At 38.5% G+C, this 17,908-nt stretch carries 18 protein-coding genes and 1 pseudogene; 13 read left to right on the top strand and 6 right to left on the bottom strand.

Annotated features, from left to right (window positions below; translation table 11 throughout):
* Positions 1-18: 18 nt before the first annotated feature.
* Together purF and OSH00_RS15360 are read left to right on the top strand one after the other, a co-directional pair.
* Positions 19-1,563 carry an amidophosphoribosyltransferase gene (gene purF / locus OSH00_RS15365; protein ID WP_266131173.1) on the top strand — a complete coding sequence of 515 codons (1,545 nt, stop codon included), beginning with the start codon at positions 19-21 and terminating at the stop codon, positions 1,561-1,563.
* An 86-nt stretch (positions 1,564-1,649) separates the two neighbouring features.
* Positions 1,650-3,542 (top strand): M48 family metalloprotease, encoded by a 1,893-nt coding sequence (locus OSH00_RS15360; protein WP_266131172.1) that lies wholly within the window; start codon positions 1,650-1,652, stop codon positions 3,540-3,542.
* Between the two features lie 78 nt (positions 3,543-3,620).
* On the opposite strand, the gene bioB is transcribed toward OSH00_RS15360, so the two are convergent.
* Positions 3,621-4,610 carry a biotin synthase BioB gene (gene bioB / locus OSH00_RS15355; protein ID WP_196075620.1) on the bottom strand — a complete coding sequence of 330 codons (990 nt, stop codon included), beginning with the start codon at positions 4,608-4,610 and terminating at the stop codon, positions 3,621-3,623.
* Between the two features lie 299 nt (positions 4,611-4,909).
* Positions 4,910-6,010, bottom strand: coding sequence for a tRNA epoxyqueuosine(34) reductase QueG (gene queG / locus OSH00_RS15350; RefSeq protein ID WP_266131171.1), 1,101 nt, complete (start codon positions 6,008-6,010; stop codon positions 4,910-4,912).
* Positions 6,011-6,056: 46 nt separating this feature from the next.
* Between queG and OSH00_RS15345 the strand changes: the two genes are divergently transcribed.
* The 5 genes from OSH00_RS15345 to OSH00_RS15325 are packed head-to-tail and all read left to right on the top strand — an operon-like array spanning position 6,057 to position 9,293.
* A complete protein-coding gene (locus OSH00_RS15345) occupies positions 6,057-7,532 on the top strand; it encodes an NAD(P)H-hydrate dehydratase (RefSeq protein WP_266131170.1) in 1,476 nt (491 codons plus the stop codon).
* A 7-nt stretch (positions 7,533-7,539) separates the two neighbouring features.
* Positions 7,540-7,812, top strand: coding sequence for an acylphosphatase (locus tag OSH00_RS15340; RefSeq protein ID WP_266131263.1), 273 nt, complete (start codon positions 7,540-7,542; stop codon positions 7,810-7,812).
* A 35-nt stretch (positions 7,813-7,847) separates the two neighbouring features.
* Positions 7,848-8,729, top strand: a complete 882-nt coding sequence (locus tag OSH00_RS15335; RefSeq protein ID WP_266131169.1) for a hypothetical protein — start codon at positions 7,848-7,850, stop codon at positions 8,727-8,729.
* Position 8,730: 1 nt separating this feature from the next.
* Entirely contained in the window at positions 8,731-9,072 is a 342-nt protein-coding gene (locus tag OSH00_RS15330; protein WP_266131168.1) for a hypothetical protein, read from the top strand.
* 26 nt (positions 9,073-9,098) lie between these two features.
* Positions 9,099-9,293, top strand: coding sequence for a transposase (locus OSH00_RS15325; RefSeq protein WP_266131167.1), 195 nt, complete (start codon positions 9,099-9,101; stop codon positions 9,291-9,293).
* A gap of 578 nt (positions 9,294-9,871) precedes the next feature.
* Here the strand turns inward: OSH00_RS15325 and OSH00_RS15320 are convergent.
* Entirely contained in the window at positions 9,872-10,306 is a 435-nt protein-coding gene (locus tag OSH00_RS15320; protein WP_266131166.1) for a hypothetical protein, read from the bottom strand.
* A 137-nt stretch (positions 10,307-10,443) separates the two neighbouring features.
* Between OSH00_RS15320 and OSH00_RS15315 the strand changes: the two are divergent.
* Positions 10,444-10,548, top strand: a pseudogene (locus OSH00_RS15315) (IS5/IS1182 family transposase); the annotation flags it as partial.
* A 37-nt stretch (positions 10,549-10,585) separates the two neighbouring features.
* Here the strand turns inward: OSH00_RS15315 and ruvC are convergent.
* Positions 10,586-11,131 carry a crossover junction endodeoxyribonuclease RuvC gene (gene ruvC / locus OSH00_RS15310; protein WP_004824318.1) on the bottom strand — a complete coding sequence of 182 codons (546 nt, stop codon included), beginning with the start codon at positions 11,129-11,131 and terminating at the stop codon, positions 10,586-10,588.
* Between the two features lie 109 nt (positions 11,132-11,240).
* Here ruvC and OSH00_RS15305 point away from each other — a divergent pair, with 109 nt between their 5' ends.
* From OSH00_RS15305 to OSH00_RS15295, 3 genes are all read left to right on the top strand, one after another.
* Entirely contained in the window at positions 11,241-11,573 is a 333-nt protein-coding gene (locus tag OSH00_RS15305; protein ID WP_266131165.1) for a hypothetical protein, read from the top strand.
* 140 nt (positions 11,574-11,713) lie between these two features.
* Positions 11,714-12,283: an FxsA family protein gene (locus tag OSH00_RS15300; protein ID WP_266131164.1), complete on the top strand. Its 570-nt coding sequence runs from the start codon at positions 11,714-11,716 to the stop codon at positions 12,281-12,283.
* A gap of 203 nt (positions 12,284-12,486) precedes the next feature.
* Positions 12,487-13,119, top strand: coding sequence for a LysE family transporter (locus OSH00_RS15295; protein WP_266131163.1), 633 nt, complete (start codon positions 12,487-12,489; stop codon positions 13,117-13,119).
* On the opposite strand, the gene OSH00_RS15290 is transcribed toward OSH00_RS15295, so the two are convergent.
* Positions 13,113-13,301 carry a hypothetical protein gene (locus OSH00_RS15290; protein WP_266131162.1) on the bottom strand — a complete coding sequence of 63 codons (189 nt, stop codon included), beginning with the start codon at positions 13,299-13,301 and terminating at the stop codon, positions 13,113-13,115. The genes OSH00_RS15295 and OSH00_RS15290 overlap by 7 nt on opposite strands.
* Before the next feature lie 306 nt (positions 13,302-13,607).
* On the opposite strand from OSH00_RS15290, the gene OSH00_RS15285 reads away from it, so the two are divergent.
* Entirely contained in the window at positions 13,608-13,859 is a 252-nt protein-coding gene (locus OSH00_RS15285) for a hypothetical protein (protein ID WP_196077617.1), read from the top strand.
* Positions 13,860-14,050: 191 nt separating this feature from the next.
* Here OSH00_RS15285 and metK read toward each other — a convergent pair whose 3' ends face one another.
* Entirely contained in the window at positions 14,051-15,217 is a 1,167-nt protein-coding gene (gene metK / locus OSH00_RS15280) for a methionine adenosyltransferase (RefSeq protein WP_196077616.1), read from the bottom strand.
* A gap of 522 nt (positions 15,218-15,739) precedes the next feature.
* Here metK and tkt point away from each other — a divergent pair.
* Complete coding sequence (gene tkt / locus OSH00_RS15275) at positions 15,740-17,728, top strand: transketolase (RefSeq protein WP_266131161.1); 1,989 nt, start codon at positions 15,740-15,742, stop codon at positions 17,726-17,728.
* Positions 17,729-17,908 lie beyond the last annotated feature (180 nt).

Here is a 17,908-nt window from a genome sequence, read left to right as displayed (position 1 = left end):
CTGGTCTGCGAGGTAGTTATGTGTGGAGTCGTTGGTATAGCAGGTAAAGCACCTGTAAACCAAATGTTATTTGATGCGTTGACGATGTTACAACATCGTGGACAGGATGCAGCTGGGATTGTGACTTGTCATAATGGGCGTCTTTTCTTGAGAAAGGATAATGGTATGGTGCGTGATGTCTTCCATACCCGTCACATGCGTGCATTGCTCGGTAACTATGGTATTGGTCATGTGCGTTATCCAACTGCGGGATCTTCAAGCAGTGCTGAAGCACAACCTTTTTATGTAAATTCACCTTATGGGATTACCTTGGCACACAACGGTAACCTGACCAATGCTGCTGATATTCATGATGATCTGTTTAAAACTGACTTACGTCATATGAATACAGATTCTGACTCTGAAGTATTGTTGAATGTATTTGCACATGAATTACAAAAATGTGCGTCACTAACCCCATCACCTGAAGATATTTTTCATACAGTTAAACGTGTACATGAGCGTTGCAAAGGTGCTTATGGTGTTGTAGCAATGATTACAGGGCATGGCTTGGTGGGTTTTCGTGATCCAAATGGTATTCGTCCGTTAATCTATGGCTCACGTTTGACAGAAAGCGGTGAGAAGGAATATATCATTGCCTCAGAGTCAGTTGCGATTACAGCACTCGGCTTTAAAGTGGAACGTGATATCCAGCCAGGTGAAGCAGTATTTATCAATTCAAAAGGTGAGTTTTTCTCACAACAATGTGCGGGCCAATCACGTTATCGTCCATGTATTTTTGAATATGTGTATTTCGCTCGCCCAGATGCCACAATTGATGGTATTTCGGTTTACAAAGCACGTTTGAAAATGGGTGAAACTCTGGCGAAGAAAATTCTTCGTGAATGGGGCGATGATCATGATGTTGATGTGGTTATTCCAATTCCGGATACAAGTCGTACATCGGCTCTAGAGTTGGCAAATATTCTGGGTGTAAAATTCCGTGAAGGGTTTATGAAAAACCGCTATATCGGTCGTACTTTCATCATGCCAGGTCAACAACAGCGTAAAAAATCGGTACGTCAAAAATTAAACCCCGTTGAACTTGAGTTTAAAGACAAGAATGTATTGCTGGTGGATGACTCAATCGTACGCGGTACGACTTGTAATGAAATCATTCAAATGGCGCGTGATGCAGGTGCAAAAAAAGTCTATTTTGCTTCTGCTGCACCGATGGTGAAATATCCAAATGTTTACGGTATCGATATGCCAGCTAAAGCAGAGTTGATCGCATCACACCGTAGTGTTGAAGAAATTCAAGATATTATTGGTGCTGATCGTTTGATTTTCCAAGATCTGGATGACTTAAAAGCAGCCGTACGAACCAGTAAAGTACCTGAAATTCAAGAATTTGATTGCTCAGTCTTTGATGGTATTTATGTGACGGGTGATATTAACGAACAGTATCTAAATGATCTTGAGCAAAGTCGCAGTGACACAGCGAAAAAGCAAAAAGATGGTTATATTGATGTCAACATTGATGCATCTTCAGTTGATTTATGCGGTATAAAAGAAGAGATGTAAGTCAGTATTGATTTTGATTGAGAAAAAGCGGGAAGTTCCCGCTTTTTTCATTTATAGTATTTTGCAATGTAATGAGGAATTTTACATTGAAAGATGTCAGCCATTATTTGATTAAAAACAAGAATATGTTGTGGTCTGCGAGTATTTGCTTACTTGCAGTCGTACTGACTATTTTTATTCTCAATACCGTTTTAGGGCTATTGGTCCATTACGTCAATCGTGAACAGCAAATTTGGTGGCATATTTTAAGTCCTTACTGTGTTGGACTCATCATAATTATTATTGGTTGGTCCATTGCCTATGAATTTTACGTTTTTCGTACGGGGGGGCATTCATTAGCCAAACAGTTGAAGGCACGTCGTTTAAGTCAGGTCGAAAGTACCCCGGAAGAAAGCGTAGCACTTCATCTGGCAGATAAATTTGCAGAAACTTTTGAGATTGATGCACCTACTTTATATGTTTTACCAGACGAAGTGGGCGTAAATGCCTTAACTGCAGGTTTCCTTCCAAGAGATACAGTGATTATTTTAACCTGGGGAGCCTTGCAGAATCTTGATGAATTAGAGCTTTACGGATTATTAGGGCATGAGTTTAATCAAATTCTTTCTGGTGAAGCACGTGAAAATACTCGGCTCAAGATTCTATATAGCGGACTGATTACTTTTAGTCAGTTGGGAAGTAAAATTGCTAAACAGGGTTTTAATCGTTACAACGCCAAAGGTAACCAACATAAATTTGAAACCAGTTTTGTTGCTGTCGGTGGTGTGATTTGGCTGTTGGGGAGTATGGGGATTTTAATCAATCGTTTGATTAAATATTTCACATTGGGCGGACGTACTTTTTATAATGACTATAAAACCAAGAAATTATTATTAAATAATGCCAATGTACAAACTTTGCTACGGATTTATGTGCATCATGCGGGTTCACAGATTCATAGTGAATTTTCTGAAGCGATTGCACATATGTGTTTTGCTAATTCGTTGAGTCCACAAAGTTGGTTGAATATTCATCCGAACATTGAAGATCGAATTTATGAGTTGAACCCCACGTTATTGCAAGATTTACAATTAGAAAATTTAAAGAAATTGCGCAGCCAGCCGTTGTTTAGTTTGTTGCGTCCGTTAGAAGAGTCTTCTGGTGAAGTGTATAATCCGTGGGTTTCACCACAGCCATTACCACTGTTACGTTTATCGCCCATTAGCTTCGCCTTAAATGATGCAATTAAACCTTTGAACCCAGAAGTGCGCCGTCAAATTGAGCGCTCAGATTTAATTCAGCGTGCAATGCAGACAGCAACGGGTTCTCGTGAAGTGATGGTTGCGATTTTAATGATCCGTCAGTACCGTGAATTTATTCCATCCGATGCAGCAGTCAGTCGAGCAATCATTGATTCATTGTTAAGTTTGGATGGTCGTGTCCATATTCAAATCTTTCATGATGCCTGTGAGAATCTTGGCAACATGCCTGCAACGAGTGCCCGCCAGTTTGTCACCAAACTGGCTAAAATTATTCAAGAAGATGGTGAGATCGGCTTATTGGATGCACTGTTAATAGAGCGAGTAAAAGCTGAACTACATTTACTGCCAATGCATACACCATCATCACTTGAGACAGTGAAGCCTCAGATTGTACGATTAATCGACGCTTTATTGCATGTTCAGCAAATCAATAGTGCCAATCAGCTGGATGTGCGTTATGAGATTTTGGAACGTGTTTTATCTAAAGATGAGCTGGAACTCTTTGAAGAAATATCTGATGAACCAATCGATTTAGGCGAAATCTTAAATGATATTGCGGGCTTATTGCTACGTGATCGTTTAAGTATTCTCGGTGTGGCTGAAATTTGTTTATGGAATGATCGGATTATTACCCAAGATGAACTGGATGTACTGCAATTGCTCTATTGGCGGCTTGGTTTTAAATCAGATGATATTGTCGATCAAATGCAGAAGAAAAACAGTGTAATGATTATTTAATCACAGGGCTAAGTTCATTCTGAACGAGAAAAAGTTTCTAACACCACGCAGAGACATGGTGTTAGAACAGAACTTCAATTAACTTGCCATTGCATCTACAGAAAGCTCAGCAACAGTAGGTTTTGCTTTTTCAGCCTTTAAACCTAATTTATTAAATAACTGTTTATCTTTACCTTCGCCAGCATTCGGTGTGGTTAATAATTTTTCACCACTGAATAATGAATTTGCGCCTGCCATAAATGCGAGGGCTTGATCTGAATCGCTCAGTGACTCACGACCTGCAGAAAGACGAATATAGCTATGTGGCATAATAATACGTGCAACAGCAATGGTGCGAATCCACTCAGTGACATCAAGTTTTTCTACGTCTGCAAGTGGTGTACCTTCAATCGGGACCAACATATTGATCGGCACAGATTCAGGGTGTACTGGTAATGTGGCTAATTCATGTAATAAACCAATGCGGTCATTGCGGTTTTCACCTAAACCAACAATACCGCCGCTACACACTTTCATTCCAGCATTGCGCACGTGATCTAAGGTGTTTAAACGATCATCAAAAGTACGGGTGCTGATAATGTGCGAATAATATTCACGAGAGGTATCCAAGTTGTGATTATAGTAATCCAAACCTGCCTCATGTAGACGCTCTGCCTGAGATTGGTTTAACATACCTAGCGTCATGCAGGTTTCTAAGCCAAGCGCTTTCACTTCACGCACCATTTCTAAGACATATGGCATATCACGTTCATGTGGATTGCGCCAAGCCGCACCCATACAGAAACGAGAAGAGCCTGATTCAAGTGCTTCTTTGGCTTCGCTGATGACTTTCTCAACGGCAATACGCTTTTCAGCTTCAAGTTTTGAGTCATAACGTGCAGACTGCGAACAATATTTACAATCTTCAGGGCACTTGCCTGTTTTAATTGAAAGTAGTGTACTGACTTGAATGCTATTTGCTTCAAAATGCTCACGATGAATTTGTTGCGCCTGAAAGACTAAGTCTAAAAAAGGCTGATCGTATAAAGCTTGAATTTCTTCACGAGCCCAGTCATTACGTACTGTCATTAGTTTAATCCATGATCATCATTATCTATCCCTGTATATAATACATAATTCATGCCAATCCCATAGGGCAAAAATGTTCAAATATGATGGTATCTTACGATTGAAAAGTTGAATCAAATAGAAAACTGAAATTATAAATATAGTTGCAAAGTTATTCGAATTTTCCGAAATTTACTTACTAAATTCTATTTTTAGATTTTTATAATTTCCGAGTTATAGTCATTAAAAATTAAAATAAAAGATAACTTTGCAGGGAACTGGACATTAAAAGGCAGTAGATTTACATAAATAAAATAAGTCTAAACCGTCGGTTTTTTGCTCATTTGCTCTGTAATCGCCCAGTCAATATGGACTTGCACAACTTCATCATGCAATGGTCTATGTTGGGTCAAAGCTTGAATGATGGTGTTTGAATAGGGTGCATTGCCTAAGCCTATGGCAATATTGCGCATAAAACTTTGATAACCTGTACGGCGGATTGGACTGCCTTCGGTACAGCCTAGAAATGTTTGTTCATCCCATTGCCATAAATCTAATAAACTCATATGGTCTAAACCATGTCTTGGATTAAAATCTGCGATAGATGCAGTTTTAGCAAAACTATTCCAAGGGCAAATCAGTTGACAATCATCGCAGCCAAATACACGGTTTCCTATACTACGTCTCAAGTCTTCTGGGATGATTCCTTTATATTCAATGGTTAAATATGCGATGCATTTGCGTGCATCAAGCATATAAGGTTCAACAATAGCTTGAGTTGGACAAATATCGATACAGGCTGTGCAAGAACCACAGTGTGAGGTTGCTGGCTCATCAAATGGCAAATCCAGTGAAGTGAAAAGCTCACCTAAAACAAAAAAAGAACCTGATTTTTTATGAATCAACAAGGTATGTTTACCAGTCCACCCCATTCCAGCACTTTCTGCCAGTGATTTTTCAAAAACAGGGGCAGAATCGGCAAATGGACGTGATTCGAATTCGCCGACTTTACCTTTGATGATCGTGGCCAGTGTTTTTAAACGACCGCGCATAATTTTATGATAATCACGCCCACGTGCATAACGGGCAACAATTGCTAAATTCGGCTCATCCGGGACGTAGCGTGGTTTGGGTGTTTCGACCAAATAGTTCATTCGTACACAGATAATACTTTTTGTACCTGGAACCAATAGTGTAGGATCAGCTCGTTTTTCAAGATTTTCCTCTAAAAACTTCATGTCACCATGATAACCACGCTTTAAATATTCTTTAAATCTTGCCAATTCGGCTTGAGCATCGGGTCGTGCAATGACACAATCAGCAAAGCCCAATTGCAAAGCCTGTTGTTTGATCCAAGTTTTTAATTCACGAAGATCAAGCTGTTGCAAAGGAATTGATGAATTGGTTGATGGTGCTGGCATAGTGGTTGGTGTGCTGAAAAAAGAGTGAAAAGAAAAGGATAAATATATGCTAGGCCAAGTTTATCATAGCCATGAAATTCAAGCATGGGAACGTCGATGGTTTAGTCAGCAAAATAGTGCTTTTGGTTTAATGCAACAGGCAGCATGGTCGATTGCTCAGTATTTGCTCCAGCTTTTTCAAAATAAATATCCTGAAGTTAAAACTATCGCAGTATGGTGTGGTCGTGGCAATAATGCAGGTGATGGCTACTGTATTGCCAGTTATTTAAAGCAAAGTGGCTATGCTGTGGAAATATTTGCCACTGAGACAGGTGTATCGGCTGACTTAAAGCAAGCGATACAACTGGCTGAACAGAATCAATTAAAAATCCATTCACATTTTGATCTTGAAGGGACTTTTGACTGTCATATCGACGCTCTGTTTGGAATTGGTTTAAATCGTGATTTAGATCAAACATGGCAAACTATCATTCAAACTTTTAATGCACAAACAGGGATTAAAATTGCAGTTGATTTGCCAAGTGGCTTGAATACTAATACAGGCCAGCCACAACCCATTGCAGTCAAAGCAGACTACACATTTACTGTTTTAGGGCTTAAAGCAGGATTATTTACAGGGCAGGGTAAAGAGTATGCTGGTCAAATAGAAACGATTTCTTTGATTCCAGCTGATTCCGAGTTGAAAGCAGTCGCACAATTAGCCCCCAAACATATTCAATTACCACGACGCCAAGCTTTTGGACACAAAGGCAGCTATGGGCATGTATTGGTCGTGGGTGGTCATGCCGATATGGGAGGTGCGGTCATACTGGCGGCAGAGTCTGCATTTTGTGCGGGCGCTGGAAAAGTGACTATTGTCTGCCATGAAAAGCACCATACTGCTGTTTTGGCACGATCTCCAAATATCATGATTAAAGATATCAATGCTTTTACAGAAAATGAGATTCAATCCTTACTCAATCAAGTGGACGCTGTTGGTTTTGGTATGGGCCTAGGTCGAGATGTTTGGGCTGAACAGCAATTTTCAAAATGGTTTAAGCCAATCTGTGCCAGTACACATTTACAGGTGGTTTTGGATGCGGATGCTTTATGGTTTTTGGCGAAGTTAAACATTCAATTGAATCCAAATACTTATCTTACCCCACATCCCGGAGAAGCAGCTAAACTACTCAATTGCACAATCGCTGAAATTGAGTCTGATCGTATAAAAGCTATTCAAAGTCTTCAAAATAAATATTCAGGCAATTGGGTGTTGAAAGGTGCAGGTAGCTTAATTCTTGAAGATAAGTTGTGGATTTGTACAGGTGGTAATCCAGGGATGGGTACAGGCGGGATGGGAGATGTTTTGGCGGGTATGATTGCCAGTTTAAAAGCTCAATTTGCTGAAAATGTGCAACTGCATGATATTGTCACTTTACATGCGCAAGCCGGTGATTATCTTGCACAACAAGGTATCCGTGGGCTACAGGCACAACACATGGCACAAGCTGTATATCATGTCATTAATATTATTCGGAGCTAAAAATACGATGGATGCAGTTAAACTTTTGATACGTGGCAAAGTACAAGGTGTTGGTTATCGGCGTTGGTTTGAGAAAGAGGCACTAAAGATGGAACTCAAAGGTTATGTCAAAAATTTAGAGTCAGGTGAGGTTGAAGCGGTTATAGTTGGAGACGAACAAGCGATTATCGGTTTAATTCGTCATTGCCACATTGGGCCTTTAAGGGCTGAAGTCACCAGTATCGAACAAAGTAGACTCAATCATGACACAGATTACAATGAGTTCACCATGATTCGTTAACTTGTCCATTCTGATATATATGAAGATAATTTAAAATGATTATTAAAACGTTTTTATTCAGTTGTCTTTTAATGTGGGATATTCAAGCTACTGTTGTTGCACAAGTAAATGAAAAGATGCCTGAAAATCATCATACTAAAATTGTTCTAAAAGATTTAGACTTTAAAACGGTGATGAACGCTTTTTATCGAAAACAAATTCAAACAACAAAAATTGATCAATTGGATCAGCAAAATATTCCCTATATCGGCATTAAACATGCAGAATATACCAATGCTTTAAATAGCGATGATGCAGTGGTTGTCTTTAGCCCTGCCCATAGCTATCGAAATGCGCAAAATGAATTACGTTTTCTGTTCACAACCACTGAAGTTTCAGTAGATAAAAATAACCATATGCTCAATTTTTGTGGAGCATGTGCGGCTTTTACACGCATCTACATCTTTAAGAAAAATACTTCTGCACAATTTGAACTGCTCAGCCAAAGTGAGGGTGAAAATAGTTGGATGAATGCTGACTTTAACTATTTACCTTATCCTACTGCTGATATTGTGAAAAATATTCGCAGAGTAGGGCCAAAAGTTAAAGCTTATGTAGAGGAACAATCATTTAGTCGTCAAGGCTATTCAACAACAACCTTATACATTGTACCTTTTGATGAAAATCCGAGGATAAAGAAGTTACAAGTCGCAGAAATTAGTAATGACAATGAAGTGACGGGAAGTGAAAAAATCTACAACACTCGAGGAAATTATCGTTTTTTAACTTCTGAGCATAATGGTTTGTATGATATAGAAATTCGTTATTCAGGAACAAGGCAAATATATGTCGCAGATCGTGCTAAGATTATTCCTGTAAATGAAACCCATGTTTATCATTATAATGAGCAACAGCAAAAATATATTCGAGTGAAGTAAAATGTTAGAGAAGTATTTAATTGTTGGAATTGTTTTTGCAGCATGTATTGTGTTGATTATATACACTCAGCTAGATAGTCGTAAAAAAGAAGATAAAACACTGAGCTTTAAAGAGAAGTTACAGAAAGGGTTCCCGAATTATAAAATTCTTGAACGAAATCAAAGTTTCATTATTTCTCGTGAGGGTAGTAACCCTCGTATTCCAGAAGAATTGGTCTTAATTCGAGTCGATCCAGAACAGAAGAAAAATCTTAGAAACTCAGGAAATATGCTGATTGCAACGTACTCTAAACAACCCAGTATTCGAGAGGTGCGTAAAGATGCACTGCCTTATTTAAATTAATTGAGCCTATTTAGTTTTTCAGGATCATGCGACAGAAGTTATTTACAGGATGGCTTGATTATTTATTTCAGAATTTACTTAGATCAAGAGATCTTTTGATTCTAGATAATGCGTCTATTCATAAAGGCAAAGAAATAGAACAGCTTGCTGAAATATATAATGTACGAATCATCTACCTTCTAGCGTATAGTCCTGGTTTAAATCCAATCGAACAAGTCTAGTCTGCACTCAAAAGGAGGTCAGGAACCTTATAAGTCAGCAGAGTATTTCTATTTATAAGGCTCTAAATATTGGATTTAAAGAGATGTAGCTCTTAATTCACATATAGCTATAGGCTTCTATGACATTGATCAGGTATTGTGTACTTTCTATAAAAGTTGGTTTCATCTTCATACACGGCGATAATGTGTTATAGCGTGCAGATAAATGCCAGTTTCATATTATATTATGGCTACCATTTATTGATTCAATAATGCCAGAACAATTTTTTCTTTCATTTTAAAAATAAACTTCACACTATCATTTGTTGATGCTATTAATTATCGCCGTTTGATTCATGAAACCACTTCATGTATGTATCCACAACAACTTCACAGTCAATGATGCATAACTTTGGATATTTTTCCTGTATATAAAAATATTCGGATGCAAGGCATCGTGACAGATAGTGTGAATATTCCGATACAGTATTCATATTATTTTTCATAAATTTCAATAGTTACTTTTTAGACATCTTTCATTTTATGAAATAAACCTTATTTTCTCTGATAATTAACTTCCATCTTTTGTTTTGCTCCCATTAATCATCTTCCAATCCCAACCATTCCTGCTCGTGCAAAACTACCCAGTTTCCAGAAAAATCGATGCTGCCTTTACCCATAAAATCATTGACAATATTGAGGATGAAATCTTTTTCAACAAAAAATTCAGCCGGAAATTTCATCAATTCTCCTCCAACATAATATTCCTCCAATGCTGTGTACATCTGGCTTGCCACATATACATAAAGTTCTTCACCAGCTTTTTTGCTACTTGTCATGATAAAGCGATTCTTTTGTTTGATTTTTGATATTGAAACATAATAGCCATTTTGATTATTTAATAAACAAATGTCACCGGAACCGCTACTCCATCTATCGTCTGGAATGCTTTCAACAAAATTTCGAAATTGATCGAAATCAAAGATGGTTGACACCTTTCCATATTGGTCTTTTAAAATAAACATTTTATCCATATTTATGTGTGTTCCAGACTGATGACTGCCTTTTCAAAACTTTGTTGCAAAACAAATATACATCATCCGCACCGAAGCACTGGAAAAATAAACCTGAGAATTTGCTGATGTGTTAAAAAATACTTTAAATATCATATATTAATATAAAATTAAAGATTTTCCACATATTGTCAGAGCACTATAGAAATAGGTGTAAACGCTTTGGTTTAAGAATGAATTTAATAGCAGGATTGATCTATTGAATGATTAAAAAATAACTTTCGCAAGAGATCTAATGTATCAGCGTCTACGACTGCTATTGCGGCTACGTCCTCGCGCCATACCACCTAAAGCATTGAGCACTGCTAACTTACTCATGCTGCCTGAGGCATGGGCATGGCAGATCGCCGCAGCAAGTGCATCGGCAGCATCTTGTTGGGGTTTAACAGAAAGATTCAGAAGCTTCATGACCATCATTTGTACCTGTTCTTTATCTGCTGCACCATAACCGACAACAGATTGTTTGATTTGGCGAGCAGTATATTCAGCAACTTGCAAATCTAGGTTGACCAAAGCAGCGATAGCTGCGCCACGTGCCTGTCCCAGTTTCAATGCTGAATCTGGATTTTGTGCCATAAAAACTTGTTCAACGGCCGCTTCTGTAGGACCATGAAATTGAACGATTCGATCAATTCCTGCAAAAATTCGTTTTAAACGTTCAGGCATCTCTGTTGTTTCAGTACGAATTGTACCTGCATCAATAAAAGAAAGCTTTTGACCATCTTTCTCAATAATCCCATAACCTGTTAAACGTGAGCCGGGATCAATTCCAATAATTAAAGGCATAATACTGTTTATCGTAAATCTTGTTTAGATTATATGATGCTATCCAGCGATTGAAAGTAAAATTTTAAGTTATTGGCTGTGTGATCAAACAACAAATAGGAGAGCTTGTTTGAACAATTTTGTGCAAATCAAAAATCAGCATGTGTATTGGGTTCATCGTTTAATTACACTGATCTATCTGGTGGGATTCATCTTGCTCGGTTTTGGAATATTGCAGAAATTTGACCTAGATGCATTGATGACTTTTCTGATTCTGATCTTGGTTTTCGGCTGGATGATGTATTTACATTTTATTGCCTCAGCAGAAGCTGAAAAAGGTTCAGAAAGAGGGCGGAGTATTTCGCGATTTATTGCAGTGATTTTACTGTTTTTATTTCCAATTGGAACAATATTGGCAATGTATCTATTTTATAAAACATCGTCCAGTGAATGGCAAAAATAAAGAAATTCGAGATTAAACACAAAATTACCCTTTAAAAATTCGGGAAAGCCCTTATAAATATAAAAGTGATGAAATTCATGGCATTTGATGTATGACTTTCCAAGCTGAAATTTAATTTATCTTTGAGATGCTTTGTTTCGATGAAACTTTTTCCTATTATTTTAATTGGTATCATTCTTGAAATTGCTGTGTGGATTGGCGTGGCTCAATTCATTAGTGGTTGGTACGTGTTCTTCTGGTTTATCATCGCTTTTGTGATTGGTTTAAATTTATTACGTTCCAGCACTGCGACGATTATGCCGCAGTTACAGCAAATGCAAATGACAGGAATGATGGGAAATGACCCTGCGATTGCTAAAAAAATGGCAACCGCATTTGCAGGCATTTTGTTGATGATCCCAGGTTTGATCACAGATGTTTTAGCATTGTTGGTGATTCTACCGCCTGTTCAGAATGCAATTAAAAATGCAGGAATGAAATATATGGCAAAAAAACAACAAGCCATGATGAATAATATGATGGGCGGAATGGGCAACATGGGCGATGCGCAAGGGCAAAATCCCTTTGCAGATTTAATGCGCCAAATGCAGGATATGCAAAACCAACAATCAGGTGGTCAATATCGTGATTCCACAATTATTGATGGAGAGGCACATGAGATTGAACCAGATCGTAAGCAAATTGAACTTAAAGATGTAAATAAAAAATAATGTCATTTTTAATGTGATTGAATTTGAACGCTGAGTCGAAAGATTCAGCTTTTTTTATCGCTGAAATTTGTGGTTTTACCGACCAATCAGACAAGCCTCTTTTGTTCATCTATTGGGAAACACGGATTTTATGAGGACAAATTATTTCTTAAATGGTTGATCAAACGGTATAATTGGCTCGCCCTAAGCAATAAGATTAAATTATGTCAATGTTATTGACCATTTGTGCACTGCATTTTGTTGCACAGCTCAGTCCAGGACCAGATGTATTGCTGGTTGCTAAAAGTTCAGCTTCTACTTCACGTGCAAATACCCTTAAAATTATTTTAGGCATATCTGCCGGTGTCTTGGTTTGGGTGATCTTAACGCTATTGGGTTTTACGGTTTTATTGGAGCAGTGGCCTTGGATTCAGCAAGTGTTGATGTTGATTGGTGGATTCTTTCTGGCTCGAATGGGGTATGCCATGTTAAAAGGTGGTATTGCCACACTTAAACAAAGGACCAATCTTGATGGTGTGATAGCGCATGAACCGAAAAACTATTTTCTTTGGGGACTTTTTACAAACTTAGCCAATCCTAAAATTGTGATCTATTTCAGTAGTGTTTTCTCATTGGCATTAAGTTCAAGTGCTGGATTAAACTTAAAACCACAATTGGCAGTAATCATTCCGATTCAAACATTTTTAGTGTTTAGTCTATTGATGTTGGTAATGTCGATTCCCAAAATAAAAGCGATCTATCAACGTTCTGGAAGCTATATTGATATTCTCTCTGGAAGTTTTTTCTTATTATTTGCAGTTTTCCTCTGGGTGGATGTGCTTAAAATATTTTATTGATTTTCATTGTTTTCAGGAGTTGTTTTTTCATCGTTCACATGTTGTGCCAGGATATTGCCAAGCTGTTCTTGTGTCTGATAACGACGTTGATCTAAAGTTTTGATCTGGTTTTCGGATTCAGAATATCTGCGGCTACGGTTGGCGCGTTCACGCAAGCCACCTTTTTTGATCAGTTGTACCAAAATAATCTCCCAAAATCTAATATTTGCCTATGCTTGAATTATACCTTGAATACACAGGATACAGAATATTGATCTCTGGGTATTGAGTGAAGAATAAGTCTGAATTGAGACTGATTTCTGGTTTTTGCTAATATTTATATAAATTTATGAATTTTATGAAAAATAAATAGAAACAAAATTTGCTTGTCAAATAGGGTGAATCATGTAAACTTAAAAATGTAGTTAAATTTTTACATTACTTATATGGATATAATGGTAGTGTAATAAATAAAAACAATAATAGTGCCATAAAAAGGAGATCCAAAGATGATTCTACAATATCATTGCGCTTGCTGTAATGAAGCAGTGACTTCGACCCAAAAAGTTTGCCCGAAATGTGGCTCTCAACATATTAAAAGCCCATATGGGTTATGGACTTTTTGTCTAGTGGCTTGCTTGGTTGTGGCAGTCACCTTTAAAGTTGGGCATTTATATATTCAAAATCATAATACTGAAGCACCTGAACAAGTTTCGATATTGAGTGTTTTACAACAGGATTCTAAGCCTAGTCCAGACTAAGTGGGGTTTTATTTTCGAGAATAAGATGAAGAACTTGCAAATAAAAGAAAAAAAGACGACAGGAGTTTTTTGATTGAGTTTAAATTGAAGCTGCTAGAGAGGAGGGATTTTTTTGAGGTATCTATTTCCATAATCTTTAACAAACAAAAAGCTCGCATCTGCGAGCTTTTTTACTTTGGATTTTTGAGCAATTATAGATTTGCTGATGCTTTAAGTGCTTCAACTTTATCTGTTTTTTCCCATGTAAATGCAGTGTCGGAACCTTCACGACCAAAGTGTCCATAAGCAGCAGTCTGCTTATACATTGGCTGAATCAAATCAAGCATACGAGTAATGCCATAAGGGCGTAAATCAAAGTGCTCACGAACCAATTGAATGATCAATTCGTCAGAAACTTTACCTGTATTGAAGGTATTGATTGAAATTGAAGTCGGTTCAGCCACACCAATCGCATAAGACACTTGAATTTCACATTTATCTGCAAGACCTGCGGCAACGATGTTTTTGGCAACATAACGACCAGCATAGGCAGCAGAACGGTCAACTTTTGAAGGGTCTTTACCGGAGAAAGCACCGCCACCATGACGAGCCATGCCGCCGTAGGTATCTACAATAATTTTACGACCTGTTAAACCACAGTCACCCACAGGTCCACCAATCACGAATAAACCTGTTGGATTAATATGGAATTTCGTTTCAGCATGGAACATTTCAGCAGGGATGATCTTTTTTACGATTTCTTCAATCACTGCTTCTTTGAGGTTCGCTTGTGAAATTTCAGGATCATGTTGAGTCGAGAGTACCACTGCATCCAAGCGAACGGGCTTGCCATTTTCATAGGCAAACGTAACTTGGCTTTTGGCATCTGGGCGTAACCATGGCAATGTACCGTTACGACGTAATTCAGCTTGCTTTTCCATTAAACGGTGTGCATATGAAATTGGCGCAGGCATCAACACATCTGTTTCACGGCTTGCATAACCGAACATTAAACCTTGATCGCCTGCACCCTGATCTTCAGGTTTTTGACGATCAACACCTTGTGCAATTTCTGGTGATTGTTTGCCAATCATGTTGATCACGGCACAGGTTGAGCCATCAAAACCAAGATCTGTATGGTGATAGCCAATACCATTCACCGTGTGGCGAACAATCGATTCAAAATCGACATTTGCTGTTGTGGTGATTTCACCCGCAAGAACGACCGCACCAGTTTTTACTAATGTTTCGCAGGCAACCCGTGCATATGGGTCTTCTTTTAAGATTGCATCCAAGATAGCGTCACTGATTTGGTCAGCCATTTTATCTGGATGGCCTTCGCTCACAGATTCCGAAGTAAAAACAGCATACTCGCGCATGAAAGTCCTATCACAGTAATTTATAAAGACGCAATATGTTACATCGACTTCAGCCTGAGGACTAGCATTACCTGATTAAAAATCATGAATAAAATTCATTTTAATGTGTTTTTAATTGATATATTCATTAGGAAAACTGATAAAGATGGTGAAATTTGTAACGTCAGCGCTTTTTAAAACCGCTTAACTTGCTTTTGATTGAATGATTTGACTGTATTCAGGTTGAAATTAATTTCTCTTTATTGCCACTATGTGCTTATTGCGATGGTGATGAAAACTCATGTTTAAAAATGTATCGCTTAATCATGATGAGGGTATTCAAGTTTTGATCCAAATAGCCAATCAATATTTATCATTTTTAAAGAGACAATGCAGTATTGCGATCATTTTTTAATTAATTTGCAACCAAAAGGGATAAATATAGACTTAAGTCTTTACCCTGATCGTTTTTTTTAAGACAATACAGCACAGTTTTTGAATTTTTATTCTTGTTCCTAAATTTTTATCTATTGGATCTGATCTATGACAACCCCGTTGAATGAACGTCGTATAGCTAACGCAATTCGTGTATTGGCTATGGATGCTGTGCAAAAAGCAAATTCTGGACATCCAGGTGCACCAATGGGGATGGCTGATATCGCTGATGTCGTATGGCGTGAATTTCTGAATCATAATCCGACAAACCCACAATGGGCAAACCGTGACCGCTTTGTATTGTCCAATGGTCATGGTTCCATGTTGCAGTACGCACTGTTGCATTTAACGGGCTATGATCTTTCCATTGAAGACATCAAACAGTTCCGTCAATTACATTCTAAAACGCCAGGTCATCCAGAATTGGGTTATGCGCCAGGTATTGAGACGACGACTGGCCCGTTAGGTCAGGGGATTGCCAATGCGGTTGGTTTCGCACTGGCTGAAAAAACTTTAGCTGCTCAGTTCAACAAAGAAGACATCAAAGTTGTAGACCATTTTACTTACTGTTTCTTGGGTGATGGTTGTTTAATGGAAGGCATCTCCCATGAAGCATGTTCACTTGCAGGAACTTTAGGTCTAGGAAAACTGATTGCTTACTATGATGACAACGGTATTTCTATTGACGGTGAAGTAGAGGGGTGGTTCTCTGACGATACTGAAGAACGTTTCAAGGCTTATGGTTGGCAAGTTCTACGTGTAGACGGTCATGATGCTGATGCGATTCGTGCTGCAACGGTTGAAGCACGTGCGGAGACTGCGAAACCAACCTTGATTATCTGTAAAACCATTATTGGTTTAGGTTCACCGAACAAGCAGGGTAAAGAAGACTGTCACGGTGCGCCATTAGGCAATGATGAAATCACACTCACCCGTGAAGCATTAGGTTGGAAAGAAGAAGCATTCGTTATTCCTTCTGATATTTATACGGCTTGGGATGCCAAAGCGAAAGGTTCAGCATCAGAAGCGACTTGGAATGAAACTTTTGCTGCCTATGCTACAAAATACCCAACAGAAGCAGCTGAATTTAAACGCCGCGTAGAAGGTGATTTACCCGCAGATTTCTTGGCTCAAGCAGATGCATATATTGCTGAAGTGAATGCAAAAGGTGAGACAATTGCAACACGTAAAGCGAGTCAAAACGCAATTCAAGCATTTGCACCTTTACTTCCTGAAATTTTAGGTGGTTCTGCTGATTTGGCAGGATCAAACTTAACCTTGTGGAAGGGTGCCAAAGGTGTAGAGTCAGATCCAGCAGGTAACTATGTACATTATGGCGTACGTGAGTTCGGTATGACAGCAATTGCCAATGGGGTTGCTTTACACGGCGGTTTTATTCCTTATGTTGCAACTTTCCTGATGTTTATGGAATATGCACGCAATGCTGTTCGTATGTCTGCATTGATGAAACAACGTGTGATTCATGTGTATACACATGACTCAATTGGTCTGGGTGAAGATGGTCCTACACACCAACCTGTAGAACAGATTGCTTCTCTACGTGGTACTCCAAATTTAAATACATGGCGTCCATGTGATACGGTTGAAGCATCGATTTCTTGGAAATCTGCATTAACACGTAAAGAAGGTCCAACAGCATTGATTTTCTCTCGTCAAAACCTACCGTTCCAAACACGTACTCAGGCACAAATAGAGAATGTTGCAAAAGGTGGTTATGTATTGGCTGAAGAAAAAGGTGAATTAAAAGCAATCATCATTGCGACCGGTTCAGAAGTTTCATTGGCGATGGAAGCGCATGCACAGCTTGAAGGTGTACGAGTTGTATCTATGCCATGTGCAGAAGAGTTTGTTAAACAAGATGCTGCGTACCGTGAAGCCGTATTGCCTTCAAACATCCGTGCACGTGTTGCCGTTGAAGCAGCTCATGTTGATTACTGGTGGAAGTTCGTGGGTTTAGATGGCAAAGTTATTGGTATGACAACCTATGGCGAGTCTGCTCCAGCAAAAGACTTGTTCCAGTTCTTCGGTATCACGACTGAAGCTGTGGTTGCAGCTGTAAATGAGTTAACTGCTTAATACTCTGCTTTTTAAAGCGATAAGAACGCCCCCAAGTGGGCGTTTTTATTTTGCAGATGGTTTTATCGATGTTGTGGAAAAATTCACCAAATTTTAGTAGCAGTTTTTAGCAAAAGGTATATAGTTGTGCCATTCATTCAGTAATCATGAAATATGGTGATACATATACCATAAGTGAGG

It is taken from the genome of Acinetobacter nematophilus, assembly GCF_026344175.1.
GTDB lineage: Bacteria > Pseudomonadota > Gammaproteobacteria > Pseudomonadales > Moraxellaceae > Acinetobacter > Acinetobacter nematophilus.
This window is presented reverse-complemented; position numbering and strand designations above follow the sequence as displayed.

Excerpts from the sequence above, each read along its gene's own strand:
- OSH00_RS15325 (WP_266131167.1), top strand. The coding sequence starts at position 9,099 with ATGCGACAGAAGTTATTTACAGGATGGCTTGATTATTTATTTCAGAAT.
- queG (WP_266131171.1), bottom strand. The coding sequence starts at position 6,010 with ATGCCAGCACCATCAACCAATTCATCAATTCCTTTGCAACAGCTTGAT.
- OSH00_RS15330 (WP_266131168.1), top strand. The coding sequence starts at position 8,731 with ATGTTAGAGAAGTATTTAATTGTTGGAATTGTTTTTGCAGCATGTATT.
- metK (WP_196077616.1), bottom strand. The coding sequence starts at position 15,217 with ATGCGCGAGTATGCTGTTTTTACTTCGGAATCTGTGAGCGAAGGCCAT.
- OSH00_RS15300 (WP_266131164.1), top strand. The coding sequence starts at position 11,714 with ATGAAACTTTTTCCTATTATTTTAATTGGTATCATTCTTGAAATTGCT.
- tkt (WP_266131161.1), top strand. The coding sequence starts at position 15,740 with ATGACAACCCCGTTGAATGAACGTCGTATAGCTAACGCAATTCGTGTA.
- OSH00_RS15335 (WP_266131169.1), top strand. The coding sequence starts at position 7,848 with ATGATTATTAAAACGTTTTTATTCAGTTGTCTTTTAATGTGGGATATT.
- ruvC (WP_004824318.1), bottom strand. The coding sequence starts at position 11,131 with ATGCCTTTAATTATTGGAATTGATCCCGGCTCACGTTTAACAGGTTAT.
- OSH00_RS15340 (WP_266131263.1), top strand. The coding sequence starts at position 7,540 with ATGGATGCAGTTAAACTTTTGATACGTGGCAAAGTACAAGGTGTTGGT.
- bioB (WP_196075620.1), bottom strand. The coding sequence starts at position 4,610 with ATGACAGTACGTAATGACTGGGCTCGTGAAGAAATTCAAGCTTTATAC.
- OSH00_RS15320 (WP_266131166.1), bottom strand. The coding sequence starts at position 10,306 with ATGGATAAAATGTTTATTTTAAAAGACCAATATGGAAAGGTGTCAACC.
- purF (WP_266131173.1), top strand. The coding sequence starts at position 19 with ATGTGTGGAGTCGTTGGTATAGCAGGTAAAGCACCTGTAAACCAAATG.
- OSH00_RS15295 (WP_266131163.1), top strand. The coding sequence starts at position 12,487 with ATGTCAATGTTATTGACCATTTGTGCACTGCATTTTGTTGCACAGCTC.
- OSH00_RS15345 (WP_266131170.1), top strand. The coding sequence starts at position 6,057 with ATGCTAGGCCAAGTTTATCATAGCCATGAAATTCAAGCATGGGAACGT.
- OSH00_RS15285 (WP_196077617.1), top strand. The coding sequence starts at position 13,608 with ATGATTCTACAATATCATTGCGCTTGCTGTAATGAAGCAGTGACTTCG.